Annotated in this window: 27 protein-coding genes; 11 read left to right on the top strand and 16 right to left on the bottom strand. The window is 38.3% G+C overall.

What is annotated here, in order from left to right:
* Positions 1-2: 2 nt before the first annotated feature.
* Both ACK8HY_RS21180 and ACK8HY_RS21175 read right to left on the bottom strand, forming a co-directional pair.
* Positions 3-527: a hypothetical protein gene (locus ACK8HY_RS21180; protein ID WP_416134731.1), complete on the bottom strand. Its 525-nt coding sequence runs from the start codon at positions 525-527 to the stop codon at positions 3-5.
* Positions 528-598: 71 nt separating this feature from the next.
* Complete coding sequence (locus tag ACK8HY_RS21175; protein WP_416134730.1) at positions 599-1117, bottom strand: hypothetical protein; 519 nt, start codon at positions 1115-1117, stop codon at positions 599-601.
* A gap of 124 nt (positions 1118-1241) precedes the next feature.
* Here ACK8HY_RS21175 and ACK8HY_RS21170 point away from each other — a divergent pair, with 124 nt between their 5' ends.
* Positions 1242-2063, top strand: a complete 822-nt coding sequence (locus ACK8HY_RS21170; RefSeq protein ID WP_416134729.1) for a hypothetical protein — start codon at positions 1242-1244, stop codon at positions 2061-2063.
* 3 nt (positions 2064-2066) lie between these two features.
* On the opposite strand, the gene ACK8HY_RS21165 is transcribed toward ACK8HY_RS21170, so the two are convergent.
* Positions 2067-3401, bottom strand: coding sequence for a GH1 family beta-glucosidase (locus ACK8HY_RS21165; protein WP_416134728.1), 1335 nt, complete (start codon positions 3399-3401; stop codon positions 2067-2069).
* A 482-nt stretch (positions 3402-3883) separates the two neighbouring features.
* Between ACK8HY_RS21165 and ACK8HY_RS21160 the strand changes: the two genes are divergently transcribed.
* Entirely contained in the window at positions 3884-9772 is a 5889-nt protein-coding gene (locus ACK8HY_RS21160) for an MG2 domain-containing protein (RefSeq protein WP_416134727.1), read from the top strand.
* Between the two features lie 402 nt (positions 9773-10174).
* Complete coding sequence (locus ACK8HY_RS21155) at positions 10175-12568, top strand: TonB-dependent siderophore receptor (protein WP_416134726.1); 2394 nt, start codon at positions 10175-10177, stop codon at positions 12566-12568.
* A gap of 111 nt (positions 12569-12679) precedes the next feature.
* Here the strand turns inward: ACK8HY_RS21155 and ACK8HY_RS21150 are convergent, their stop codons facing one another.
* On the bottom strand, positions 12680-13186 hold the full coding sequence (locus tag ACK8HY_RS21150) for an RNA polymerase sigma factor (RefSeq protein WP_077434122.1): 507 nt from the start codon (positions 13184-13186) through the stop codon (positions 12680-12682).
* Between the two features lie 372 nt (positions 13187-13558).
* Between ACK8HY_RS21150 and ACK8HY_RS21145 the strand changes: the two genes are divergently transcribed.
* Both ACK8HY_RS21145 and ACK8HY_RS21140 read left to right on the top strand, forming a co-directional pair.
* Complete coding sequence (locus tag ACK8HY_RS21145; RefSeq protein WP_416134725.1) at positions 13559-14260, top strand: hypothetical protein; 702 nt, start codon at positions 13559-13561, stop codon at positions 14258-14260.
* Between the two features lie 9 nt (positions 14261-14269).
* Positions 14270-14932 (top strand): response regulator transcription factor, encoded by a 663-nt coding sequence (locus tag ACK8HY_RS21140; RefSeq protein ID WP_077434119.1) that lies wholly within the window; start codon positions 14270-14272, stop codon positions 14930-14932.
* Between the two features lie 104 nt (positions 14933-15036).
* On the opposite strand, the gene ACK8HY_RS21135 is transcribed toward ACK8HY_RS21140, so the two are convergent.
* Complete coding sequence (locus ACK8HY_RS21135) at positions 15037-15366, bottom strand: four-helix bundle copper-binding protein (RefSeq protein ID WP_139351032.1); 330 nt, start codon at positions 15364-15366, stop codon at positions 15037-15039.
* 26 nt (positions 15367-15392) lie between these two features.
* Positions 15393-15863, bottom strand: coding sequence for a hypothetical protein (locus ACK8HY_RS21130; RefSeq protein ID WP_416134724.1), 471 nt, complete (start codon positions 15861-15863; stop codon positions 15393-15395).
* 145 nt (positions 15864-16008) lie between these two features.
* Between ACK8HY_RS21130 and ACK8HY_RS21125 the strand changes: the two genes are divergently transcribed.
* Positions 16009-16173 (top strand): hypothetical protein, encoded by a 165-nt coding sequence (locus ACK8HY_RS21125; protein ID WP_175991970.1) that lies wholly within the window; start codon positions 16009-16011, stop codon positions 16171-16173.
* A gap of 95 nt (positions 16174-16268) precedes the next feature.
* Here the strand turns inward: ACK8HY_RS21125 and ACK8HY_RS21120 are convergent, their stop codons facing one another.
* From ACK8HY_RS21120 to ACK8HY_RS21105, 4 genes are all read right to left on the bottom strand, one after another.
* Positions 16269-16562 carry a hypothetical protein gene (locus tag ACK8HY_RS21120; protein WP_077434115.1) on the bottom strand — a complete coding sequence of 98 codons (294 nt, stop codon included), beginning with the start codon at positions 16560-16562 and terminating at the stop codon, positions 16269-16271.
* 282 nt (positions 16563-16844) lie between these two features.
* Positions 16845-16976, bottom strand: coding sequence for a hypothetical protein (locus ACK8HY_RS21115; protein WP_262507808.1), 132 nt, complete (start codon positions 16974-16976; stop codon positions 16845-16847).
* Complete coding sequence (locus tag ACK8HY_RS21110; RefSeq protein ID WP_416134723.1) at positions 16969-19110, bottom strand: ATP-binding protein; 2142 nt, start codon at positions 19108-19110, stop codon at positions 16969-16971. The genes ACK8HY_RS21115 and ACK8HY_RS21110 overlap by 8 nt, the downstream gene beginning before the upstream one ends.
* A 175-nt stretch (positions 19111-19285) precedes the next feature.
* Positions 19286-19903 (bottom strand): hypothetical protein, encoded by a 618-nt coding sequence (locus ACK8HY_RS21105; protein WP_416134722.1) that lies wholly within the window; start codon positions 19901-19903, stop codon positions 19286-19288.
* 236 nt (positions 19904-20139) lie between these two features.
* Here ACK8HY_RS21105 and ACK8HY_RS21100 point away from each other — a divergent pair, with 236 nt between their 5' ends.
* Positions 20140-21342: an NAD(P)/FAD-dependent oxidoreductase gene (locus tag ACK8HY_RS21100; protein WP_416134721.1), complete on the top strand. Its 1203-nt coding sequence runs from the start codon at positions 20140-20142 to the stop codon at positions 21340-21342.
* On the opposite strand, the gene ACK8HY_RS21095 is transcribed toward ACK8HY_RS21100, so the two are convergent.
* From ACK8HY_RS21095 to ACK8HY_RS21080, 4 genes are all read right to left on the bottom strand, one after another.
* On the bottom strand, positions 21326-22312 hold the full coding sequence (locus ACK8HY_RS21095; RefSeq protein ID WP_416134720.1) for a DNA topoisomerase IB: 987 nt from the start codon (positions 22310-22312) through the stop codon (positions 21326-21328). The genes ACK8HY_RS21100 and ACK8HY_RS21095 overlap by 17 nt on opposite strands.
* A gap of 95 nt (positions 22313-22407) precedes the next feature.
* Positions 22408-22875, bottom strand: coding sequence for a ferritin-like domain-containing protein (locus ACK8HY_RS21090; RefSeq protein ID WP_416134719.1), 468 nt, complete (start codon positions 22873-22875; stop codon positions 22408-22410).
* Between the two features lie 202 nt (positions 22876-23077).
* The gene (locus tag ACK8HY_RS21085) at positions 23078-23266 is read right to left on the bottom strand and encodes a hypothetical protein (RefSeq protein ID WP_077434103.1); all 189 of its coding nucleotides are present in this window, start codon (positions 23264-23266) and stop codon (positions 23078-23080) included.
* A 75-nt stretch (positions 23267-23341) separates the two neighbouring features.
* Positions 23342-23842, bottom strand: coding sequence for an RNA polymerase sigma factor (locus ACK8HY_RS21080; RefSeq protein WP_077434101.1), 501 nt, complete (start codon positions 23840-23842; stop codon positions 23342-23344).
* A gap of 400 nt (positions 23843-24242) precedes the next feature.
* Here ACK8HY_RS21080 and ACK8HY_RS21075 point away from each other — a divergent pair, with 400 nt between their 5' ends.
* Positions 24243-24482: a hypothetical protein gene (locus tag ACK8HY_RS21075; protein ID WP_077434099.1), complete on the top strand. Its 240-nt coding sequence runs from the start codon at positions 24243-24245 to the stop codon at positions 24480-24482.
* 73 nt (positions 24483-24555) lie between these two features.
* Here the strand turns inward: ACK8HY_RS21075 and ACK8HY_RS21070 are convergent, their stop codons facing one another.
* Positions 24556-24801, bottom strand: coding sequence for a Rho termination factor (locus tag ACK8HY_RS21070; protein WP_077434097.1), 246 nt, complete (start codon positions 24799-24801; stop codon positions 24556-24558).
* 24 nt (positions 24802-24825) lie between these two features.
* Positions 24826-25173, bottom strand: coding sequence for a hypothetical protein (locus ACK8HY_RS21065; RefSeq protein WP_416134718.1), 348 nt, complete (start codon positions 25171-25173; stop codon positions 24826-24828).
* A 180-nt stretch (positions 25174-25353) separates the two neighbouring features.
* Here ACK8HY_RS21065 and ACK8HY_RS21060 point away from each other — a divergent pair, with 180 nt between their 5' ends.
* The 3 genes from ACK8HY_RS21060 (at position 25354) to ACK8HY_RS21050 (ending at position 26747) form a co-directional block, all read left to right on the top strand.
* Complete coding sequence (locus tag ACK8HY_RS21060; protein WP_416134717.1) at positions 25354-25932, top strand: hypothetical protein; 579 nt, start codon at positions 25354-25356, stop codon at positions 25930-25932.
* A gap of 303 nt (positions 25933-26235) precedes the next feature.
* Positions 26236-26505 carry a hypothetical protein gene (locus tag ACK8HY_RS21055; protein WP_077434091.1) on the top strand — a complete coding sequence of 90 codons (270 nt, stop codon included), beginning with the start codon at positions 26236-26238 and terminating at the stop codon, positions 26503-26505.
* A gap of 56 nt (positions 26506-26561) precedes the next feature.
* Positions 26562-26747: a CsbD family protein gene (locus tag ACK8HY_RS21050; RefSeq protein WP_077434089.1), complete on the top strand. Its 186-nt coding sequence runs from the start codon at positions 26562-26564 to the stop codon at positions 26745-26747.
* The last annotated feature ends 19 nt before the right edge of the window (positions 26748-26766 follow it).

Raw genomic sequence — 26766 nt, 5'->3', positions numbered from 1 at the left:
GATTACCTATTTCTAACAATAACATTATCGTTGTTGTTATTGTAACGCAAATGTGCTAGAAGATCCAGCTTTTTCAAGCTTTCTGACAAATCTTTTTGGATTTTTCGGTATCGCCTCTTAGTAATACTTAGTTCAAGCGCTGTAGAAAGTGTTTTCACACGATTGCCGTCTTCGTCCAAAGGATAGATAAAAAAATAACGTGACCGACCCGTATATTTTGTTGAAAATGTCCGATGGGTAAAGGTGTCATAGGTTGGGCCTACGACAAACTCATGATCTATATAGTGAAATGATTGGGGCTGTTGAAAGTTTTGGCGGAGTTCGAGCCGATCTGCATAGATGATTAATTTGGTTCCAAATCTTTCGTAAAGGCAATAGCAAAAATAGAGAAAAGAAAATAAAGCAAAGCCTATAAAAACCAGGGAAAAATCCCTTTCCACAAATATGAAATAGCAAAGACCTACCCAGATGATGAGCGGGGAAATCATATAAAATGTCCATTGGTTATTGGGATAGTATACCTTCATATAATATTTTTATGCTATTAAAGACCTTGGCGTTATTTGAATTACTTAAGGGATGTTAATCTGCTTCAGTTTTAAAGCTTCCTTAAGTAGGACATAGTCTCAATAGGATTACCAAAGATCTTCCTGCTACCTTTTTCTTGGGTGAAGAATGTGTGCTGAGCGATTTCAGCAGCAATTCCATAAATGATTTGCATATCCTGTTGGGGGTGGATCGTTATGATTAACTGTCCTTGTTGATCGAAGATCTGCAGCTGATTAACCAATGAATGGTTTATCTTCATGCTATAAATGTCCTCTAGAGGGATTTCCTGATCCGGTTTCTTCTTTTGTTTGATCAGCATATGCTGGGAACCGATATGTACTTCTATTTTGGGGTTAATTAGCTGCAGTATCACAACAAATGGACCAATGACAAGTATTGCGACCAAGAAACCCAGCGCTTTAGCTGATCCAAAGTTATTGACTGCATCGGCCATCCCATTGATGCCACCGTAGATAAGGCTGAAAATAATAAAAACAATAATCAAATAGCTGAATCCAAAGATTAAGCCTTTTTTAACATTGTGTGATTTAAACTGAAAAGTCTTCATAAGTCAAATGTTAATTACTCATCTTCTATCTAATATTCATTAATTGGATAAATATAAATATCTTTATTCAATTAATGATATACAAGTGATTAAGAAAGTAATCCTTATTTTAAAGCGCTGAGACTTGAGAAATAGTATTAAAATCGAACGAAAAAAATTAGGTAAAAAGGGGGATTATGCCACTTTGGTTTTGTTTGGCCTTATTTTTTTATTAGGCTTTCTTTCCATCTTTTGGGATTTGAAATTAGGTATAGTTTCTGTGGTCTGTGTGATTATTAGCTATTTTCTGAATCGAAAAATAGACCTCATCTTGTATCTAAAATGGTTTTCCATTGCTTTGGTTCTTTTGGCACTGCTCGTATCCTGGTTATTACGGCTTTCTTTTTGGATATTTATCCTTCAATTTCTGGCATTAAGTTGTATTCATGCTGTGATAGCTTTAATAGCCGCTATTCAGGATGATCATACGGATATTATTTTTTCAATGAATGCGGATAAGTTTTCTTGTCTCTGTCCCGGAGATGATTATAAAGGCTACGCTCTTAATCCAATGGGGTATTTAAAGCACTTTAAAACAAAGGATATTGATAGTATTCAGCAAGACAAGCATGGGTTGCTTATTGTTGTAAAAGGGGAGAGTTTGCGACCACGGGAATTAACAGCATCTGAAATAACACAAATTTTAGCCTACTTCAAAGCCGAGGAATTTAACCTGGTCGAGGTTATTCCTACTCGTGATATTCATCATGCTGAGTCCGAATTAGCATGGGGGAAAATTATGGCCATTGGTGTTCCAGTTGTGTTAGGTTCGCTTTCGGCCTACTTTTTGGGTGATAACGGACGAAATACAGTCGTCAGTATGGCCAGTTTATTAATACCCTTGCTATTGATTCCACTACTGTTGAAACTGGTCAATAGATGGAAACATCGGTCGGAAAAGAAGTAAGATTTATTTTAAGAAATTTGCATACCAGTGGCCTGAGGATTTTATGATACGTTGCTGGTTTTGAAAATCTACATACACCAACCCAAATCGTGGTCGATATCCTTCCGCCCATTCAAAATTGTCTAAAAAAGTCCAGACAAAGTAGCCTTTCACATTTACACCTTCTTCTTTTGCCTGATAGACATGTTGTATGGCTTCCTGCAGATAGTTCAATCTTTTAGGATCATGTACCTGTCCGTGCTCAATGTGATCCTTAAAGGCAGCACCATTTTCGGTGACAATGAGTGGCGGTATATTGGGGTAGCTACTGAATTTTTTCAGCATTTGATAAATGGAGCTGGGGTATACTTCCCAGTTCATTTCGGTCATTTCAACTTTACGTTCCTTCGCCGTCACGATTTTTGCCTGAAGATAGGGGACAAACATTGCGTAACGGATTATCTCCCGGGTATAATTTTGAATACCAATAAAATCCATATCAAACTTTAAATCGTTCTCATCACCTGGTTTGATGTATTTTTCAATTCGATTGAGAATTTTGATTTCCTGTGTTGGGTAGCCCATACCCAATAGTGGCTCGATGAACAACCTATTGAGTAATACATCGGCTTTTTTTGCCGCAATCACATCTTTTTCTCTTGCTGTGAATGGTTCTACATGGGAGCAGGAAAAAGTGGTACCCACCTGGCTGTCCGGTTGTAAAGATTTTATGATCCTAGCGCCATGGGCTTGTGCTAGTGCAGCATGGTGAACCGCTGCAAGAAAATTGCCCAAACCTTTTCTTTCCGGGGCATGTACACCAAAGAAGTATCCTGCGGCCGTAAATACAGTCGGCTCGTTGAGCACCATCCAGTTTTTTACCCGATCTCCATAACGGGCAACACAGGTGGATACAAATTCACCAAACCAATCCTTGACATCACGGTTGACCCAGCCCCCCCTTTTTTCCAGCGCGTGGGGGAGATCCCAGTGATATAGGGTAACCCAAGGTTTAATCCTCAATTCCAGTGAGAGGTCGATCAGACGATCGTAAAAGTCCATACCTGAATGATTGGTCTGTCCAATACCATTCGGCAAGATACGACTCCAAGCTAGGGAAAAACGATAGTTAGGAATGTGCATACCTTGCATTAATGCAAGGTCTTGTCTGTAGCGGTTATAGAAATCACAGGCATGATCGCCATGTTGATTCTGAAATATACGGTTTCTTTTCTTTACAAAGATATCCCATATAGAAGGGCCTTTGCCATGTTGATCATGTGCTCCCTCGATTTGATAAGCGGCGGTAGATACTCCCCAAATAAAATCTTTGCCAAAGGCATCTTTGGTTAAATGCATTTATTGAAATATAGCTGTCGGATGTGTCATCCGACCTGAATATGAATTAATTTTTGTGAAATCTTAATGGTGAATAGAACGAACTGAACCGACCTAAAAAGATTCTAAATATAATCCGTTGGAAAAAATAGTTGATCGTTTTCATAATTGATACATTAACCTGTTGACTGCATTAACTATCCTATTATAAAGGAACGAAACTGATATTAACTGGATATGAATTATTTATTAAATATATAAAAAAATATCTACTAACCATTTTGTGATAACTAGCAATCAAATTGTGCCGTACCAATAAGCGGATATCTGCAGTGGATGGAATGATGATTGTTCTCGATTCTTCGTAATCATGTGGATTGGGGAGAGGTCGACATTGAATTCGGTATTATTTATTTTTTTTAACGATTATGGAATCCATTTATTTACTGCATCCTTTCAGAAAAAAAATGCTCATATTTAGTAGATATTTAGCGTCATATTATATGAAAAGATACATCTGGTTATTGTTAACATGTCTCCCGATCTGGGGGTTTTCGCAGGAGCTTAAGCCAGGCAAGGTGGAGGCAAAGTGGAATGAGGTCGAAAGACTTATTGCAATTAAAAACTTCACACAGACATTGCCCATATTGGCAGATATTAAAGCCGAAGCTCGACGCTCTGGCAATCAAGCCGAATGGGTACGTGCATTTTTGGCGGAAGGGAAAGCGTTGGAAGTAAACCAATCTGAAGACTCCGCTTTTTTGCGTATCCAGAAACATTTTGAAGACAATATCCGGATTGCTGAAAAGCTGGATAAATCGGTTCTCCAAAACTTTTATGCCCTTTATTTATTTTCGAATATCAACCGATATGCAAGTAAGAGCCAAAACAAATTTGTAGCAAAAGATGCAAAAGGTAAAGTCGGTATGATCGATTCTATTTTTCGTCTCTCGATTTCGGATGTAAACAGTTTAAGTGCGGAACCTGTAGCGCGCTGGAAGGGGCTGTTTGTCGAAACACGAAATATGAGCTTGAATCCCACTCTTTACCATTTTTTAGGTTATCAATATCTGGATTTTTTGAATACATTAAAAGCTACTAATGCGGCTGATAAGGATAAACTTAAAAAGCAATTGTTGGCAATCAGCACCAAGAATGATTATCCAGATGCAAGCAGCTATATCATGTCTTATGATTGGAAATGGAATAATATCGAAGAGCGGGAAGGCGACTACCTGGAGCATATAAAAACCTATAAAAGTGACTACAACGCATTTTTACTTTATCGGTTGGCGGCAAGTTTCAACGACATCGGGAAAAAGACAAAGGCAATTACATATCTTGAACAAGCGTTAAAAGATTATCCAAAATCAGCCTGGATTTCTAATGTAGATAATTTGACGAAGGAAATAAAAAAGGCTTTCATCCAACTAAATCATAAGAGAATGACGCCGACGGATGAATATGTCCCTTTCCAGATTAACCACACGAACGTGGATACTTTATATATCAGGGTTTATAATACAAGTCCTACAGTTAAGGACGCAAAAGATTTTACGGTAAAATACGATTCTGCAAGTTACCAGACTACAGTAAATGCGCCAGTAGTCTATGAGGAACAGGTGGCATTGAAAGCCTTTAAAGATTATACGACGCACAATACAATTTATAAAATTAATCCCCTTAAAGCTGGTACCTACACGATTTTGATCGGTAATAATAAATCATTTCAAGATAATGGTCAGGATCGCGATGTGGCTGTTTCTCAGCTGATTGTTTCTGACGCATTTTTGTCTGGAAATATAAATATAAAACCTCAAAATGAATTTGTATATACGGGTTTGCTATTGAACCGGAAAACGGGCGCTCCCTATGCAAATGAAATGGTGGAACTTTATCAATTGAGAAATAAAGCCCTGCCTAAACTGATCACGCAATTAAAGACCAATGCCGCGGGCGAGTTCAATTACAAATCCACCTATTCTCCCAAAAATGCGGCCTACTTACATAATCACATGCTGTTGCTTCATGGGGAAAAAACGATGATTCCTTTGGATCAGCAACAAAATAATGTTTATTATGAAGATCGGATGAGGTCTGTAGTGGAGAGCAATAAAAGAACAAATATGCGTGCGCTCAGCTTGATGGATAGAGCCATCTACCGTCCTGGGCAAAAAGTCTATTTTAAGACTATTCTTTACGATGATCATGTACAACAAGGCAAAGTCCTGGAAAAGCAAAATGTGAAAATCTATCTTCAGGATGCCAATCGTCAGAAGATTGACTCGATCAGTTTGACAACCAATCTTTTTGGATCTGTCCATGCGAGTTTCCAATTGCCTTCAAAGGCATTGAACGGAAATTATAATCTATTGGTTTTTCGCGATTCTAAACAGCTTGATCAGCAATATTTTCAGGTTGAGGAATATAAACGTCCAACATTTGAAGTAACTTTTGAGCCAAATAAGTTCACCTATACTTCGAAAGATACAGCGGTGTTCGTTGGCAAGGCGGAGAGCCTATCAGGTGTTTCGCTAGTCGGCGCAGCAGTGAAGTATAAAGTTTCGTTCTATAATGCCAGGGAAGGAAAGGATATCGTTTATAGTGATTCTACCACTACCGTAGACGAGAAGGGGAACTTTACGATACGCGTGCCATTGATGGATCGTCAGTTTCACGGGCTGAAAGATTATGTATTGGTATACAGGGCTGAGGTGATCAATCAGACCGGGGAGATGCAGATGGCATCTGGAGATTATACCTATTCATCCCGTCCATGGCAGCTTCAGATTCAGGTGCCGAATTTGATGGAAGAAAAAAAATGGCGGAATATTACCATCTTAAAGCAGAATCAAAATGGCTTTCCACTAAAATTCAGCGGAAAGGTCAACATCTATAAGTTGGAGCAGGCAAGCCTAGCGCTGACAGATGAATATCGGGGGAGTTTCGCAAGGGCTGAGTACCATTTGCTTTCAAAAGATCTCTATAACAAGTATTTTCCGCTTTATTTCGATCCAGCCTCGCTCGACAAAGAAGAGAAAAAAACGAAGATTGCCAGCTATGATTTTGATAATGCAGATACGAGCAAGATCGTACTGGATTCATTACAATTTGATTGGGGGCGGTATCAGATCGAAGCCATCAGTATACAGGAGGGGGATACCGTACGTGCTATTGGCTACACCAGCCTATATCGGTCGAAAGATAAGAAACTAAGCGACCAGCAGTTTTTCTCCTATCGGTTGGATAAAGTCAAATATAAAATTGGCGATCAGGTTACCATCCATATGCAGACGGATGTTAAAAATGCCAAGAAACTACTGCTGTTTCGCGAGCGGGCTTCGCAGAAATTAGAGACAAAGGTATTAAGTTGGAAAGAGGGTCGTATTGCCTATCAATTTGTGCTGACTGAGCAGGATGTTGTAGGGCAACTGCAGCTGAATGCATTATTTTTGGTTGATAATAAAATGACACTATCCCATATTGCTGTTCCTATTTCACAACAAAATAAGGAACTAACAATCCAAACCAAGACCTTCAGGGATAAAATAACACCCGGTCAAAAAGAAAAATGGAGCTTTACAGTAAAACAAGAGGATAAACCAATCGCGACAGAGGTATTGGCGACAATGTATGATGCATCTTTGGACGCATTCGCTAGCCACGCTTTAGGTTCTTTCCAATTTCGTTATCCGTATTATCCAAGGTCAAATAACTACTATATTATAAATGCTTTTCAACAGCAAACCTATTCAGGGAACATTTTTACTTCGAATTTCTATGGAGCTTATGCAGATAATCGGCGCGATGAAATTTACAACTATGATCTATTGTCAGCCCGCCGGGGCTTCATTGGAAATTCCCTGGAACAGGATGCCACATACGAGGAGTTGATCGACGAACAAGCTTATCGTGCTGCGGCAACACTATACTTTGGATCAGGGGAACCACGTCTTAGAAACGGTGGTTCCCGGGTTGTTCTTCGGGGTATGTCTGTGGCAGCAAAGCAGTCGGCGCCATTGCCTACTTCGGCAATTATGTATGAGCCTTTGGCTGCGGAGGATGCAGTAAACGCAGAATATATGGTGGTGAATGAGGAGGTCGCCCAGTCTGAGATGAGCGGTAGTGCGACAGCTAACGGCGGGATGGACTTACCAGCGTATAAACAGCTACAACATATAAAAGCCCGCACCAACCTACAGGAAACTGCTTTCTTCTATCCCAATTTGTATACGGATGAAGCAGGGAATATCAGTTTTGAATTTGATAGTCCCGAAGCATTGACGAAATGGAAATTGCTGCTTTTCGCCCATGATCAGCATCTGGCATCGGCTAGTGGGACGTATTTTACACAAACCCAAAAGCAGTTGATGTTGCGTCCGAATATTCCGCGCTATTTTAGAACGAACGACCAGCTAACGATCAAAGCGCAAATTCAAAACCTGAGCAAAGAGCCTATTCAGGGGAATGCAAAAATAGAGCTTATCGACCCACGAAATAATCAGGTAGTTTCAACTGCTTTCCAGATCGATTCTGCGCTAAAAAACTTTAGTGTTGAGGCATCCAATAACAGCATGGTAGCGTGGTCGTTAAAGATTCCGGCAGAGTATCCGACGATACAGATTCGTATCGTTGCAGCTGGCGGCGAGTTTTCGGATGGTGAGATTGTTGAAATCCCCGTGCTGCCAAATAAGATACTGATTGGCGATACTGAGAAGATTGTCCTAAAAGCCGGTGAATCCAAAAATTTCACAGTAAAGGGAAGTGCGAAGGATAATCTCATGGGGAGAATCCAGGTACAAAGCAATCCCATTTTAGAAATACTCTCCGCACTGGACTATCTGAAAAATTACCCTTACGAATGCAATGAACAATTGAGCAGTAAGTGGTTTGGTCTCAAGATGGCCCAATATATTCAGTTGCATTATCCAGCAGTGACAGACTACTTCAAAAAATTGAATGTCGATACAAGAAAAGGCCGATTGGAAGAGAATAGTAGTTTAAATGAGTTCAAAATGGAAGAAATGCCCTGGCTGCGTGACGTACAGGGCGATGCCGAACGATTAAAGAAAATTGCTGCGTTCTTTGGAACAGATATACAAGCGGAAATCAATACTGTTGAGCAGAAAATACGTAATAATCAATCCGCAGATGGTTCATTTCCATGGTTTGATGGGGGGGAGCCCAATACTGAAATTAGTATCCGTATGCTGGAAATCATTGGAAAGGTGCTCTATTTGGACAAAAGCTTGGTCAATAGCGATATCCGTGCGATGGCCTCAAAGCTTACCCAATATCTCGACCGGGATCCAGCTATATTTTCGCCAAAGTCCAGCACTGATATGGGGATAGACTATTTGTTTGCACGAAGGTATTGGACGGAATTTAATCCTATACCAAAGGATTCCCTGCAGTTATTGCAACGCAAATTGCTCAATTCTTCATTAAGTAGCGCTGGTCGTAGCGCGGGATTGGCCGCAAAAACATGGATTGTGAGTCAGATCTTCGGTCAGGGCAAGCAGAGCATGGAGATCAAGAATAGACTTGATCAGGAAGCGGTTATCGATCTACAAAAAGGAATGTACTGGAAAAGTAACGAAAATCAATACAATAAGATTAGTTTGCAATCTTATCTGGTGGAAGCTTACAAAATAAACAATCCGGCTAAGCTAAATCAGGTTACCCAATGGATCTATTACAATAAACAGATAAATCATTGGTATAGTACCTGGATGACTGTAGATGCGATTTATGCATTACTACTGGCCAACAATCCAAAAGATTTCGTTACTGAAAATACCGTTGCGATCTCAATTAACAACAAAAAGACCGAATTAAGCAATACTGTTTTGGGCGAAGTCAGTAAGCAGTTCGATAAAGTCGATTTGCAGACCGATCTCGATATTCAAGTTCAAAATCATAACGAAAGAACAGTTTATGGTGCTGTCGTTCATCAGTATTTTGCTGATCTTGATCAAATAAAATCAAGTACAAATGCACTTTCGGTTCAGAAAGTATATCTAGTGGAACGAAAAGGGCAATGGGTAGAATCCAAGGAGGCTAAACTGGGGGAACGTATCAAAGTTAGGATTACGGTAGTTAATGATGAGCCAATGCAATACATTCATCTGAAAGATAGCCGTCCAGCTGGTGTGGAACCGCTGTATAGTCCTTCGGGATATCAATGGCGGAAGAACTATTATTTCAGCTCGAAAGATGCTTCAACAAATTATTTTATGGATCGCTTGCCTAAGGGAAGATCTATGTATGAGTATGAGGTTAAAGCGAATAACCTGGGGATTTTTAATTCAGGAATCACGACAATAGAATCTATGTATGATCCTGGAGTTAACGCACGGAGTACAAATACAGTATTGACTATTGTGCCTTAATTGTTTTTTAAAAAGACCTAGAACTTTGGCTACTCTTGGAAATCTCTGGGAGTAGCCTTTTTATTAATATACCATGAAATAGCAAGTAGGGGTGGTTTTCTAATCTAAAAATAAGTACGCTAGACAGCTTTTTTTATCTTTTTTGTGAAAATTGGGTTTAAATTTATTGAATATAAATAAGTGCCGGTAGTCTATTTTTGTTGTTTAAGAGTGTTATGAGGAAATAATTATACTTATTAGATTGTTTTTGTTTTAGTATAGTAAATAATATAAGCGAATGACGAAAGGTTTGTTGTCAGCCTGAATTTATAAGCTTGTTTTGAATTTTAAAAATATAGATTACTTTTGTTTAGAATTTGTCTAAATAAAATATTCAATAGCATTAAAACCATTACAATTTTTATGAAAAGATCGATACTTTTTATCGTCTCAATCCTGCTGTTTTTCACAGCATTTGGCCAGAAGGCCGATCGTATATCCGGCAAAATCATGGTAGACCAGTCCGTTGTTGCCAAGGATGCCATTGTCCGGCTATTAAATACATCTTACCAGGGGCGGACAAACGCTGCTGGAGAATTTTATTTAGAGCATGTTCCTCCTGGTGATTATATTCTACAAGTCAGTCTAAATGATATCGAATTATTGCGGGAAAATATTCATGTTGACAACCAGACAACTGTCCTTCCGACGATTTATGGGACTAAAAACAATTATTATTTGGATGGGGTGACCGTGTATGGTTATCGACGCAATAAATTCTTAGAACGCGATAGCTCAAAAGTTGCAAAGGTGCAGTTGGGCTATATGGAAAACCCACAGTCCTATTCCAATGTCAACAAAGAACTAATGAAAGAGCAGTTGACCACAGATTTGTCGGAGGCTGTTAAAAACGTTGTAGGGATGGTGAAAGTGCAGGGAAGCCCAGGCCGTGGGTCAGATGGTGCTATTTATTACAATCTGCGCGGATTCCCAACGAAAATAGGTTTGGTGGATGGCCTCCCTGCAAATACGAATGGTGAAATTGATCCTGCGGATGTGGAACGTATCGAGGTCATAAAAGGTCCTTCAGGTACTTTGTATGGCGGAGCAGCGACCTCTTTCGGTGGATTGGTCAACCTCGTCACGAAGAAACCTAAGGATTACTACGGCGGCCAAGTATCTTATTTATTTGGCAGCTACAACTTAAATCGCCTGACAGCGGATGTATTCGGACCTATCACCAGCAACCGTAAGACCTTGTTTCGTTTAAATACGGCCTATCAGTACCAAAACGGTTTCCGTGATTCGGAATTTAGAAAATCATTTTTTGTTGCGCCAACATTTAACTATGAGGTCAATGATCGGTTAACGTTTAATCTGGGAGCACAGCTATACAATTACGAAGGCACCAATACCCCCATAATCTTTCTCACGCGCACACGCCAGTTTATTGCAAAGAGACCTCAAGACCTTGGATTTGACTGGAATAGATCCTATTCGAATAATGATATTACGCTGAAAGCCCCGTCCATCAATATCAAAGGTGAGGTAAATTATAAGATTTCAGATAATTGGACTTCTCAGACGTTGATCTCCAGAAATTTCAGAAAAACAGAAGGTATGTATCAATACCAATTCATTCGGGGCAAGGAAAGTGATGCGCTACTTGAACGCAATGTCCAATGGCAGAATACCGAAGGAAGTTCTACGAGTATCCAGCAAAATTTCAATGGCAGCTTCCAGATCGGAAATGTTAAGAATAAAATTTTGATCGGCGTAGATTACCTGAACCAGACCTTACGGAATAACAATTCACCTATTGTTGTGTTTGATACCATCAATGCGTTGGATTTAGAAAAAGGTTATTTGCCCATATCCAATCAACTCGCCTCACAAAAAATACAACTGTCTACAAGACCACTACAACGTAACTATTCCTCAAGCAACATCTATGGCGCTTATATATCCGATGTACTGTCTCTGACGGATCGTCTAACAACTATTTTGAGCTTACGAGTAGACCATTATAATAGCCGTGGTCAATTGAACTTAAGTACAAATGTAAGAGAGGCAAACTTCAAGCAAACGGCGCTTTCACCAAAGTTTGGAGTTGTATACCAGATTCTTAAAGATAAATTGTCGGCTTATGGTAATTATATGAATAGCTTTAGTTATGTGCCCCCAGCTTTAGAGAATCCTGAGGGACAAAGAGAGATGAAACCGCAATTGGCCAATCAATGGGAAGCGGGGATCAAAACCAATTTCTGGAATAACCGTTTTAATTTTACGGCATCATATTACGATATCGTCGTGAATAATATGACTCGTTTGGCTGCCAATGATGGTCCTAAGATAACAATTCAGGATGGGGAACAACGCAGCAAGGGTATTGAGTTGGAACTGATTACCAATCCGATAAGAGGTTTGAATATTCTTACGGGCTATACTTATAATGATAGTAGATTCCAACGGGCAGATTCTACAGTAGAGGGACGACGTCCTGCTTCTGCGGGTCCGGCGCAAGTTTTTAACTCCTGGTTCAGCTATGTCTTACAGACTCCAAAACTACAGGGACTGGGTTTTGGATTTGGTGTCAATCATGTTGGAAAGCAGGTTTCTGCTGATAATTCTACAACAGGGAAATTTGTTTTCCCATCCTATACCTTGCTTAATGCTTCGATCTCTATTGAACGTGATTTCTATCGTTTTGGTGTAAAGATGAATAACATCAGTAATGCACATTATTTTTCTGGGCAGGGGGTAGTTGTCGCCCAAATGCCACGGAATTTCGCTGCCGAATTGAGTCTCAAATTCTAACATAATTGCGGCGAAAAATGCTAAAAATATCATGTAAAGGCTGGTGGGAATAGGCAAACAAAAAAGCAGGCACTCCTAGTGCCTGCTTCATTTTATAAAGAGCTGCTAGCATTAATAAATGCTCTTCGCATAGGTTTTAAGTTGCTTTTGTAGTGACTTACGTGCCATATGAATACGCGTTTTCACGGTTCCTTCGGGAATTTGTAGGTGTTCAGCAATTTCATAATATTTAAATCCTTCTAAAAATAGAGCAAAAGCATTGTAATAATCCTTCGGTAGATTATTGAGTGCAAGCTGAATATCCGATGCAACAAAGTTATTTTCGCAACGATTACGGGTAGTCTCATTGGCATAACCAGTGCTTATGTATTCATTACGGTAATTCTCCAACCTTTTATTGCGAGTATATTGATTGATATACGTATTTTTCATAATGATGTATAACCAGGACATGAGTTTAGGATGCTTTATAAACTTCTCTATGGAAGATAATGATCTGACCATAGTTTCCTGCACCAAGTCTTCTCTTTCATCTGGATCACTTGTAAATTGAGCGGCCAAATATTTTAATGTAGGTCTCTTTTCCTTAAACAGTTGATCGATTGTTGTAGTTTCCATATTATCAATTTTTAAGTGTCTATCAGTGCCAAGATTACTACAATTAGGGTGCTAGAAAAAACGATAAAAACTCATGTTTTTAAGTTATAAATCAATCCAAATAATTTTCTTAAAACTCTAATTAACTGAAAGTCAGTGTGTGTTTTGATTTTTTGAGGTTATAAGGCCAGCAATTGCTAAATAGAAATTAAGGTGTTTTTTACTTTAACAACAAGTGTTTTCCTTGGCTAGATCGATCCTTTATCCCATGGTGTACCGTATTTATACGTAGTACTATAAACAATACAGTATCTTTTAGCATTTTATCAGTTTTTGAAAACTGTTCGAGTTTGATAATGGTTATTACTCGTAAGTAAGAAAAAAGAGAATACTATGGGGAACGATGACGAAAATTTATTCTTAGATCGATCACAGCGAAACGAGGGGGGGCGGCAGGATCTAAATCTGATTTGGGGTGGAAGCCAAGAAGAATTTTACAAATCCATTATCCGGAGTCAACAAGAAGATTTGGGACGTATCGGGCGTTATTTTAGGGATGAACTTGCGCAGGAAGTTTATGGAATGCGCATTTCCCTACAAAATTTTACGAATAAACATGGTGACTTTGAAGAGCTGCGCTGCTTGCGTGATTCGTTGACTTCTCTCGTGATCGAGCTGCGCAACAAAGCTACACTGCTGTATAACCCAATCTTGAATGACCTTGGGATTTTCCATGCGATTGACGAAGTCGTCGCCTCCTATAAACAGAAGCTGGGTTTTACAATAGATATTATTCTCGATCCCAATTTAAAAGAACTTCAGCGGCATGTCCAAGTTCGTCTTTTTAAATTGCTTACCGCATTATTTGAATATCTGAAGGAGGAAATGCCTGTTGAAGCAAGCTCGATATCTGTACAGCTTATTGATTTCGCGGTTTTCATTAAGGTGTTGCCTTATTTTAAAGAAAATAATACACTACAGACACCCAAGCGCGCGGACAGTCCTTTGCGTTTAAAAAAAATAACGGAGCTTTATAGTGCTCAGATTATTAGTGACAGCCCCGAAAAGAGTATGATACTTAAATTAACTTTTTAAAAAAACGATATGATAAAAATCCTATTGGTAGAAGACCATATGGTGGTGCGTAATGGTATTAAATTACTTTTAGAATCCCAGGACAGTTTCGAAGTAATTGGAGAGGCTTCCAATGGGATGGAAGCCTTAGATTATCTTGAATCGAACCCTGGATCAATGCCGGATATTATTTTAACGGATATCAGCATGGACGAAATGGATGGTATCGAACTCCTGCGGATCTTATATAAACAATATAGCAGTATAAAAGTAGTCATACTGTCGATGTTGAACCAAATCAACTATGTTATTGAAGGGTTCGAGTATGGACTTATGGGGTATTTGGTGAAAAATATCGGTTATAATGAACTACTTTTTGCACTCAAACATATTGCTGCTGGAGGTCGGTATATGAGTGAAGAAATCTCCATGTTGCTATTGGAACATATCCGTTCGGGTCAACGTTACGCGCAGGACTCAATAGGAATGCGAACAGATTTCGAAATTTCTGAACGGGAACGGGAAGTCCTGGAGCTGATAGCTGAGGGCTATACCAATATCGAAATTGCAGACAAGATATTTTTGAGTAAACGTACAGTAGAAGGGCACCGCCAAAATCTCATTGATAAAGCGGGTGTAAAAAATACCGCGCATTTGGTCAAGTTTGCCTTCGAGAACGGGATATTAAGTTAATCATTTAAACCCTTATTTTTTGATCGTTTTTCTCAGCTCGGTTTAGCTGCTATTTTTATTGAGCACTTTACCTCGCGTGGGGCATACGGCATCGGTGTCCAAATTTAAGCTAGTATAGCATGACAGGCAATGGCGCAACGCTCGCATGCTTTTGCGCAGCTTTGACAATATTCTTCGTGATGTTTGAAACATTCTTCGGCACAGTTGGAACATATTTCTGCACAAATTTTAATAAGTTCTTTTGCATAGAAACTATTTATTGCAAGTAACTGCGCCGTAGATGTACATATTATAGCACATTCGATATTTAATGCGATGCATTTTGCTTTTATGGCAATGTCATGCTCTTTTGTAGATGCAAGGGTGCAATGCTGACAGGCTGTAATGCACTGCCAACAGGCCGCAATACAATGCTGATATTCCTGTTTATCCATCGTTAGTTATCCTTTCTAAATTCTGGTTAATTGATAGATTTTGATGCAGCAAAACAGTCCGCTAGATATTTTAGTATATTATCGTAGTCTGATTGTGTAATCTCCCCAGCCTGAAGTTTACGTGCAGTATCATTTTTAATTCTCTGGATCGCATCTTCTTTATCCATTGCTTCTAGCGCTGTTTTGGCGTTGATACGATCCACAACAGTTTTTCCCAGTCTTGTATATAATGATTTCGCTTCTGCGTTGGAAAGTTGCGGTGCGGGAATTTTGGAGATAGCCTCGTTCGCTGCTGCTATATTCGAATAAATGACCGCTTCCGTATTTTTAGCAGCTGCGCTTTCAGATGTCGCCATCGCATCTTCGCTAGAAGCCTGGGCTTTATTTTCGGCTTTTTCCATTTGGTCGGTAGCTTTTTCTTGCGGCGTTTGGTTGTTGCATGCAAAAAATATCGCACCCATAGCCAACGACATCAAATATAATTTTCCTTTTTTCATCTTTTTTGTTTCAAATTGAATGAGCTTGCTTTTATTATAAGAACAGGTGTAAAAAATAAATAGTTTTTTTTAATGATAATTCAACGAAATGTCGCTCATCAATGTTCATCAGATAGAATGATTTTAAAATTTGAAGACAATGGGTATGGAAAATAAGAACAATTCGACCAAAAAGGTCAAAGGCAATACAGTCTTAAACAAAAATAATCTCGATAGTAGGGAGTCAACAGAAAACGAGATTAAAGCTGGAAATACCACGCACAATAAAAAAGAAACCAAAAGTGAAAATAGGAAAAAAGGGACAAATTGACCTTTGTTTATTATATACTGTATGGTAAGAGGTGCTGCGCTATACAATACGTAAGCTCGGGATAGCGCTTCAGCATGGTACTAAATAGGCTGACGTTAATCTTCATTTTCCTTTGGTTTAGTCGTTTTTTTCGAAATAAGGGACTGGTTTGGTTTTTTATTAATTAGATGCTGTCTGACATCGGAAATGTCGGACTTGTCTTCATCTGTATATTGTGTATCTTTCTTGGGACATACGATTCCCTCGTCACTATCCTGCATAGATGTAGTTGTATTTGAGGCCGGCACGCGGTTTTCTGTAAATAGACATTTACGATACCATCTATTGCTGAAATAATATAGAATAATTAAACCTTGTTTTACTATCGAATGTTGTAATGTCTTTTCCATTGTTTCAATAATTGAATATGAGAGCTATGTCCTTTAAACTATTGTTTTATAGAGAACAATTACAAACTACAATTGGTTTAAACTAATCAGATTCAAACCACTTGGAGCTGACAGGAGTTCTCTATATTTGATAAACAACGTAAATTATAATGAGAACACCCCATACTTTAGCGAATGTATTGATAGCCATAGTAACGCAACCCAGGCAAACAGAAGCATTAAATACAGGGAATTCAAATGAATGGTATACTGAGCCCGGGATTTGGCTTTTTGTCTTCATTTTTATTTTTGTGATGACTTTAGTAGTCTATCGAAAGTTAACGAAGAAAAATTAGCGTTAACTTTCGTAAAGTCTCCGCCTTCATTTCCTGTAGCGGCCTGAAGAAACCAATCCACCTGTATATGGTTAATCATTGAGCATATGTTCGGGAAAAGGGGCTACAATAGGGAAATATAAGTGAACTGTCGTTCCTAATCCGACCTTGGATTCGATTTCTATAGTACCACCCAAACGTTCCATGACACGCTTAACAAGAGATAAGCCAATGCCTGTGCCCGGAATTCCACCAACATTGTCTGCCCGTGTAAACATTTCATAAATATGTGGCAGATGTTCTTGAGGGATGCCTATACCATTATCTTGGATGCAATAATAGGTCATATCATCTTGGTTGGTACTCTCAATTTTAATCGTCGGTTTTTCTGATTGACCGGAATATTTAATTGCATTTACAATGAGGTTTGTGAATATTTGATAAACAGCGCTCTTTTCTCCCCATATGGGTAGCAATTGTCCAAAATGGGATTGACATTCCGTTGCATCATATAATATTTTGTTTTCCTGGAAGATCCGCTGTAATGTGTAAGCCATTGGAAGAGGCTCTTTATTCAGAACACTTGCCCGATTCTGGCTCAATTGAACGATATTATTAATAATGTCTTCGATATTGGAAACACTTCTGCTGAAATTTTGATACCATTTGTTGGTTTTTGAAAAATCGATGTTGTCGGAATGCTGTTGTAAAAATTGAATACCCATTTTTAAGATCGATAAAGGATTTTTCAGATCATGTGATAGGGTATAGGTAAACATTTCTAACTCATTATTCAGGCTCAGCAGTTCTTCGTTCAATAATTGTCTTTCTTTGAGCTTTCTAAATATAGATTCTTTGATAATTTGATTTAAACGCAATACGAAATTGATTTCAGCATCATTCCAGGGTTTTGCAACATCATGACGAACGTCTTCCCATAACTCTAAATGATCAGGGTGTTGTAGCCGGCTTCGATTCGGTTTGATTTGCATTACGCGACTTTGAGTTGCTTGTCTGAACCATACAAGGTAATAATCGTTTTCGAGCCCAACTTTGAGATACATCAAACCCGCGAAATTCAATTTTTCTTTAAAATGATGCTGATGATTTAAGCTAAAATTGTAATCCTTGAATAAGGCTTTATCGCTGTGTTGTTGGAGAAATTGAATGATTTTATAAAATAGGGGTTTAGGTGGTGTATAACCGTGACTGAATACATCGCCCTGATTGAATATCGATAACCCATCAGCATTCACTAACTGCGTCAAGGTATCCATGTGCTGAACTAAAGCACAATTGACCATCTTATTTTCAGATAAGCTTTTTTTTAGTTCAACTTCTGCGATATTGAGGAGTTCAGTTCGTTCAAGCAGGTTTTGTTTAATATGACTCTCATATTTGTTGGTCGCTGCCTGTATAGCAAATGTACAAAGTTTACGCTGCTGTAGGTCAACAACTTTTTCTTCAGCATGTTGAGCGATAACGAGGCCCCAAAATTCATCGTCAATGCAAATCCGGAAAAATAACGCACTCTGTACATGGATTTTTTCCAAAAAAAGACGATGGAGATGTGGAAGCGGGCAGAGCAAACTGGAGAGCGTGTCAATGCTATCTTCTTTATACACAAAATGTTGGTCATTTTTCCTAATATTGGGAACATAACGGTATGAATAGCCACTGTAATAATCCATTGCCTCTTTGGGCATAAATTCCCTGGAAAATTCCTTCCCTTTAAAATAAGGTTTCCCGTCGGCCGTGTGTTCAGCGATTACTTCACTATAGCCTGTTTCCTGAACTTGCAAAACAAAAACACGATCGTAATTCAACAATTTATTGATCGCCAGACAGACCCGATCCCAATTATTGGGTTGGATCGTGTCAAGTAAAAAGTTGAATTCGTTTATTTTTCTTGCCGATATATATTTTTTATGTTGTTGTTCCCATTCAATGTAAAAACGATTTTTATGAATCTTAAACTTAAAATAAACCCGTTCCCGGAATACTTTAATTGGAAGAATATGACGTGATTGGCCATTTTCGCGTAATTCGCTCAAGGTATTCGCTATTTTTTTTATAGCGTCTCCAAAGACGGTACCAAAACTTTCAAAAAAATTAGTCCCCAATAGGGTGTTGATCGCGCCGGCAGCTTTTTCAGCTGCAAATTCGCTCAGCGCCAGAATAGTATATTCTTCATCAAGAACGACAAGACTACCAAAATGCTGAAGTTTGATCATATTTTGGTTGTTAGATTGAAAAGCAGTACTCATAGTAACCGAAAAACTCCTTATGATATTACTTAAATGTACGAAAAAAAATAATACAAACTGAATGGTTAACTATGGCAAATAGCATATTTTTAGTTGCTGGATTTCAATCTTTGAAATTATTTTCTTTGAAATAGATTTATATTTAGCTGTGTTCGCTGCGGATATGGTTTGCAAGACCTTTGACGAGCAATTTCCATTGTGGATAAGAGGCACCTACCTTAGCTGCCATTCCGATGATTAAGTTTCTGAGATTGTCTCCAAGGTTATGATTTTCTACGTTGATAATTTCGTTTCGTCCGGCATATTGAATTAAAATGCTATTGCGTCGTTGTTCTACGAGAAACGTAGAGGAAGAGACCCCTTCAAAAAAGTGGGCAGTATCTTTATTTTCTGGATGCCTTGGATCGGGGCAAGGTTTCAAGGTTAAAGCATATAATTTATACTCGGGAGTTGAATCTTGAGTGATATTGACGACATTAACCCAATCATATCCCGCACTACTGGGAAGGCCAGGTCCCGGAATATCCAACCTAATATAGTCATGCAGCGCCAAGGGACGGTCAATAGGAAAGCCGTTATGATCCGTTAACTGAAAGGTCGTCGCCGGAATGGCGGCTAATTCATACCAGTGATTAACCTGGGAGAGATGGAAGCATGCCGAATCAAAGGCTGTATCCGCTATTATAGTACTCTCAAAGTCAACTGACTCGAAGCAATCCAGTTTCTTGCCTTCTTTTTGTTCGGGAATAATATTTTTCATTGCCTTTTTTATAGAGAACCCAATTCGATTCAATTTGGTTTGACCAGAATTTTGTGAATTTAGCGAGTTCAATTAAATATGGAACATCTAAAAATCCTGGAAATAAGCTTGTTTATCGTTATTAAAGTCAATACAGCAATAATAAGAATGCAGCATATTCGGTTGAACGTTTTAAAAGATAATCCAAAACTTTTTCCTTTTGTATTTGGTTATAAGTGCATTTGTTGGAGACTGATATGGATTTAAAATCTAATGAACCTTTTTGGTTGGTAAAAAATGGAATTATACAGACTTATCCCTCATTGCATCAGGACAAAACCTGTGATATTTTAATTGTTGGCGGTGGAATTACTGGCGCACTCATTGCCCATCAATGCATAGCCATGGGAAAGAGCTGTATCCTCATTGATAAGCGGGAAATCGTGAATGGGAGTTCCGCAGCAACGACTTCCATGTTGCAGTATGAGATTGACACACCACTGTATCAATTGAAGAAACTGATCGGTGAGGAGGGGGCTATTGCCAGCTATAGAGCCTGTAACAAAGCGATAGATGATATTGGCTCAATTGCTCGGCAGATTAAATCTAAAGCTGGTTTTCGCAGAAAGGATTCACTATATTATGCAGCACGTAAAAAAGATATTTCATGGCTAAAGGAGGAGTTTATGGAAAGGAAGTCCGCGGGGTTTAAGGTTAACTGGTTATCCGCTGATGATATTCAAACCGGATACGGTTTAGCCAAAACTTATGGAGGAATACTTTCCAGGCACGGTGCCAGTCTGGATGCCTTTTGTTTTGCTCATGAATTGTTGAAGTATAATACCAAACAGGGATTGGAAGTATTTGATAAAACTGAACTTATTTCTGTTAGGAAGAATAGGCTGCACAGTCTGGTTAAGGTGTCGACAGGGGCAACCATCCGGACAAAAAAAATTATATATTGTACGGGCTATGAAACCGCTAGTGTCATCCCCGAGAAGTTTGTAGACTTACTGAGTACTTTTGCCATCGTCTCCGAAGTGGATTCTGTATTGTATCAGCAGTATAAAGACATATTGATCTGGAACACTTCTGAACCTTATCTTTATATGCGAACGACTGATGATGGCCGATTTTTGATCGGCGGAGGGGATGAAGAGTTTCACAATCCCCAAAAGCGAGATGCATTGATTACTCGAAAGTCGAAAACACTGGAAAAGTCTTTCCAAAAGATCATCAATAAACCATTTTTTACAGATTTTAGTTGGGCAGGAACTTTTGGAGTAACCCATGATGGCCTGCCGTATATTGGGGAACATAGAGAATTTGAAAATAGCTATTTTGTTTGTGGCTTTGGTGGTAATGGGATTACATTTTCGGTCACGGCAATGGAAATGGTTGCCTGTTGGTTGGAAAATAGAAAACATCCCTTATCCGAATGGTTTAAGTTTGGGCGTTAGGGGATTTGCTCGCTTTTAATAAGAAGCGGAATAGCCGGTTTTCTAGTTTGCTGAGTGTCAGTTTTTCCTTAATGAATGGAAATACTCCTTCCAGAAATGTGATTTGTATAGCCGGATGGATATAATAATTTTGAGAGACTGTTTTGGTATTACCAAGCTGTTTGGCCACTGTTTTTATGACTTCATTAAGTTGCTTTTTTCGTGTATTTAAAGTGTCACCTTGTTTTATCTTGGATAATAGATTGAAAGCCTCGCGGCTAGCTCCCCATACGCGGATATCCTTACAGCTGATTCGGCCAGGACAATGTTGCTGCAGATAAGAATTAAAAGCACGGCCGCAGAACGTATTTTCGCATTGTGTTTTATCAAGTTGGAATACATTTTTTCCCTTAAACTGGAGCAATTCTCCAAGTAATTTCGCTTGTTGTTTGTCTTTCCAGGATTTTTTCTGAAAAACTCCTTTCTTCCCTTTATAGGTTAAAGTAATCTTGTTGTCTATTATTTTAACATGCCTTTTTTCGAGGGTACTGAGACCATAGGATTTATTTTCTAATGTGTAACGCTTGTTTCCAATCCTTACAAGTGTGCTATCCATTATTTTAAAAGCAATTGCGCATAATTTTTCCATATTCCAGTCTTGATATTTCAAATGGCGCGAGGTTATCTTTCTGAGTTCTTGTAGATACTGCCCCATATAGCGGATATTCCTAAATTTCTCTTCCTGTTTTTGTTGAACAAATTTGTGATGATAGATGTATTGTTTGCGGGCTTTTTGATCAAAACCATAAGCCTGTAGATCACTTTTCGCATTTTTTGAAATCCAGACATCTTTCCAATTTGGAGGAATGGCCAGAAGATTTATTCTTTCTAATATCTTCTTATCCGTAATCTCATTACCTGAATAATCAAAGTATCTAAAGGTCTGTCTAACTTTTCGTCTTGTATATCCTTTGCTATCCCTTGTTTTCATATAGGTTATTTAGTTTTTAACAAGCTGTTGTATTAAAAAGATCCTCATAATTGGATAATAAGGATCTTAGTTCGGTTGGATAAAAACAATATGAATTAAGAAGCATTATCCCGTAATGTTTTGATGTATTCGTGAGCTTCAAGTTGTATGGCGAGCTGTTTTTCGATCAGAAGGAGAAGATCGTGGGTAATTTCCCAATCTTGATTGTCTATGACATCCTTATAGGTCTTTTTAAAAGCATCTTCGCCCTGTTCGCAACTTGATAATAAACTTTTTTCATCGTTTCCTGAAATGGCAGATTTGATATCCATCCATATTCTAAAAAGCTTACCACTGACCATGTTGCCATCAGTAGCCGCTTTAGCTTGCTGTTCCAGATATGGTTTGAGTTCTTCAATAAATATTTGGGATTGACTCATATATTCAACAAAGATGTTATTTAAGTTACCGATATGTAATCGCTTAGCAATTTCAATAGCTTTTTTATATCCAGCGATACGGTCGTTATTGATTTGTATCAAATCATTGATTAACTTGCTATCATTTACTGTTATCGTTTCCATTATTTTTTATTTAAATGCATTATTTCCTGTCAATCTAAGAACTCATCCTACCCCAGTTCCGTTTTAAAAAAACAACGTACAGGTATTTTTACCTCCCTGCACTAGATAGCAAGTGAAAAAGAATGTAGCCTTGTTGATTGCTTAACAAAAAGAAAGACCACTTTAATCGAATAAAGTGGTCTTCTTTTATTTAATTGTTTTTTTACTTTGTTTTATTAAAACCAGTTTTTTTTTCCGCTTCTGTGTTGTCCGTAGAATGTTTTTTATTTACAGGCGTGGCTGTATTTGATAAAACAGCTGTTTTGTTATTTTTCTTTCCAATGGGACCACCACAAATAATCAGCAAAATCGGCATATAGTGCTGATTGAATTTTATAATTTTAGACTCCATATTAGTATTTTTTTGTGTATTGTTAAATTTTGTGCAGAACTAGTTCTATGTTAACAGCAAAAATGATATTTAGTTTTATTTAAGTTGGTATACTTTTAACTGTTTCTGTAGTTTTTTACGGGTCATATGTATTCTTGTCTTGATTGTCCCTTCCGGCATGTCAAAATAGGAGGCTATTTCATGATATTTATAACCTTCCAGAAATAACTGAAAGATTTGGTAGTTTTCCTCCGAAAGATTACACATTGCTTTTTCAATATCATCGGATACAAATTTGTTTTCACCTTTATTTGATTCTGTTGTATTGTAGGATTCGAGACCAATATAGGTTTCATGGATATCGTTGGTTCTTTTGGCCTTACGGTACTGATTAATGTAAACATTCTTCATAATCACATATAGCCAGGACATTAATTTGGGATGTTTAATAAAGTCATCGATCGACTTCAATGCGCGAATAAGCGTTTCCTGAATCAAGTCCTCCTTTTCGTCTGGATCAGTGGTGAATTTTCCAGCGAAATGTTTTAATAAGCTTCTTTTTTCTTCGACAAGTAAGTTTAAATTGGAATTATTCATGATATCTCTCGTTTATTGAATTGACTGATTTGTTAGCTGAATAGTACAATTAGAGTGCTAATTTTTGCTGTAATAATGCGGTTAACGCTTGTTTAAACAGCTAAATGCGGAAAATACGTATAGTCGGAATTTTATGCCTTGTAGCGGAAATACTACAAGCTAAGCTGATTTATGGGAGAAATATTACTCTTTAAACAATTCACCTTACTTTTTTTGCCACGAATGAATAGGGTATTTATTCCCGCAAGAAATGTCTTAACTACGTGGACACAAGTATGGCCGTGCATCCTAATGACTGTTCAGCTTTAGGGGCATATTAGACAGTTTTCATTTTTTTTGAACTAAAGATTCTTGAACGGGGTTTCTTTAATAAAGATTAGTAAACAAAAATAAGTCAAATATGAAAGAAGTAAAGACGTTAATCGCTATCATTGGAATTGCACTGCTCTTTGGCACATCATTATCTTCCTGTGGAAATTCTTCAAATAGTAAAGAGGGAAGCGGGCAATCGGATAACATTGCTCCGAGCGATGCTGATGAGACAAGATATAACTTAAGTGAGCAGCAGAAGATGAGTATGCAAAAAGATACAACCTTACTGGACTCCACACGAAAAGACAGTTCCATGGATGTCAGATAATTGACGGGTTATAAGCGGGGTAATAGGAAGCCGCTGACCAAAAAAAACTCCCTTTACTAAGGGAGTTTTTTGATTAGGAACGAATCGCTTTGATCAGTTTTTCTTTAGTCATTTTATGGCGCCCTTTTATTCCAATTTTCTTTGCTTCAGCGAGTAATTCAGTTTTGTTTCTTTGATCCAAATCAGGGCTTTTACCGCCTTTTTCCCCAGAATCGGGTGTGTTGGCTATACGGGCTGATTTTTCTTTACTATAACCTTCACGACGTAAAGCTTCATACTTTGCGTCATCTTTGATCTGTTTACCATGATTTTTAGTCATAACGTCTATATTTTTAATCCTTGATTATAAGCCTTTTTCCTCCACATCCTCATCCTGATCAGCGTCGGGCGTATAGATATCTTCTTCTTTATGATCTGGCTGCTCCTGATGTTTGTCGTGGTCTGGATCAATATGGGCCAGATCATCTCGATCCCGTTGTTCTTCCTCTGTGGGATCGGGGCCTTCAGCACTTTCTGGATAATATTTATCGGGTATTACTTCTTCCAAATCAGGAACTTTTGGTGCTTTACGGATGCGGGTACCATCATCGGTACCGGGATTATTGCCGATAGGATCTATTTCGTTTAATAGCATAAAAGCATCTTCGAATGTCATCGGCATACCACTACGAAATTGAATTGTTGTTCTCATGATTTCTTTTTTATAGTTGAACAGTTTTCAGCATCGAATCGTTGACTTTTTCGTGCGATGGATCCGCTATTGGCGAGATAAGATAGTTTCTGTAATAAAAATCAAATTAATAATAAATTCAAAATTTTTCAAAGAGAGAGCTTGTTATTAAATTAAAGTAATTTATTAAAGAAAGATACTATGAGAAAATTTGCACTACTTTTATTGATTACAGGCGGTATTTGTTTACAGGCGAATGCACAGAAAATCGAAACTACCCCACAGATGTCGTCAGATGTTGGCGTTGAGCCAATTCGCCAAGGGAATTGGATGGTCGGTGGATCAATTGGTAGTTTGGGTTATAGTTTCGAAGGAAAGTCATTTAATGCTGCACTGCAACCACGCGCAGGCTATTTTGTATCAGACGGTTTAGCCATCGGTGCACAGGCTAATCTTGGATTGCGAACACAGAAGGATGCGGACAATGAATGGACCTATGGTATAGCTCCTTTTGTTCGCAACTATTTTCCGAGGGGAGGCTCGTCTACAGGACGTTTTTTCGGTCAGGGTGATATCGGTATTTCTGGGAGCTCGGTTGGAAAAAGTGCAGCATTGGCATTAGGCGCTAATGTTGGCTATGCACATTTTATTACCAAAACGGTCGCTCTGGAAGCAACTTTCGGTTACAATTATAGCAAGGCCAGTATTAATACCGGTACCGGAGCGAGCGGTTTAGGGGTAGGTGTTGGATTCCAGATCTATTTGCCAGGGAGACGATAAAATTTACTCCATGGGTCCTTTAACATTAAGTTTCCATTCCGAAAGGTTTGGAAACTTTATTTTCAATCGAGCATGTTATCAGGGTATTCTCAATGAAATTGGGGAATTGGAAGCATTGGTAGCCTAGGTCGGAGATAATAGCCTACTCGCGTTAGGATCAATAGTAAGGGTAGGTAGTCAACAGCTCAGCGGACGTATAAATACGGTGGTCTTCACAGTAAACACTTGTTCTGTTTTTTTGCGTTGAATTTTTGAAACATTTGATCTTTGACAACTGTTCTAAAAATAGAAAAGACAATAACAATGGTGAAAACAAAAGACATCGGATTGATACTTAGAGATCGAATGGGAAAATGGTCTTCCTACAACATTCCATTGCTGAAGGAATGCCACCTGAAGGATAAGATCGTTAGAAGCAACGAACTTGAAGGCATATTTGTGATCGGAAATATTGCTACAGGTTTGTATATTTTTTCACTATATAAAAACCGCTTTATTGATCTAATGGGTAAAAGTATCGGAATGGAAGAGATATGTGAACATTTCGATGAATATAAACAAACGCTGATATAAAAATCTTTAATATAATAGAATATATCAATTCATTTTTAAACTAAAAAAGAAGTATTATGAGTAATTTAACATGGAAAGGACGTTGGAACGAGTTAAAAGGAAAAGTAAAGCAACAATATGCTGATTTGACCGATGATGATTTGTTATATGCAGAAGGTAAAGAAGATGAGTTGTTGGGTAAGTTGCAACAAAAAACCGGTAAGACAAAAGAAGAGGTAGAAGATTGGTTAAATAAAATGTAAGCATTCGATTAATTGTAAA

Source organism: Sphingobacterium sp. NGMCC 1.201703 (genome assembly GCF_047784615.1).
GTDB lineage: Bacteria > Bacteroidota > Bacteroidia > Sphingobacteriales > Sphingobacteriaceae > Sphingobacterium.
This window is presented reverse-complemented; position numbering and strand designations above follow the sequence as displayed.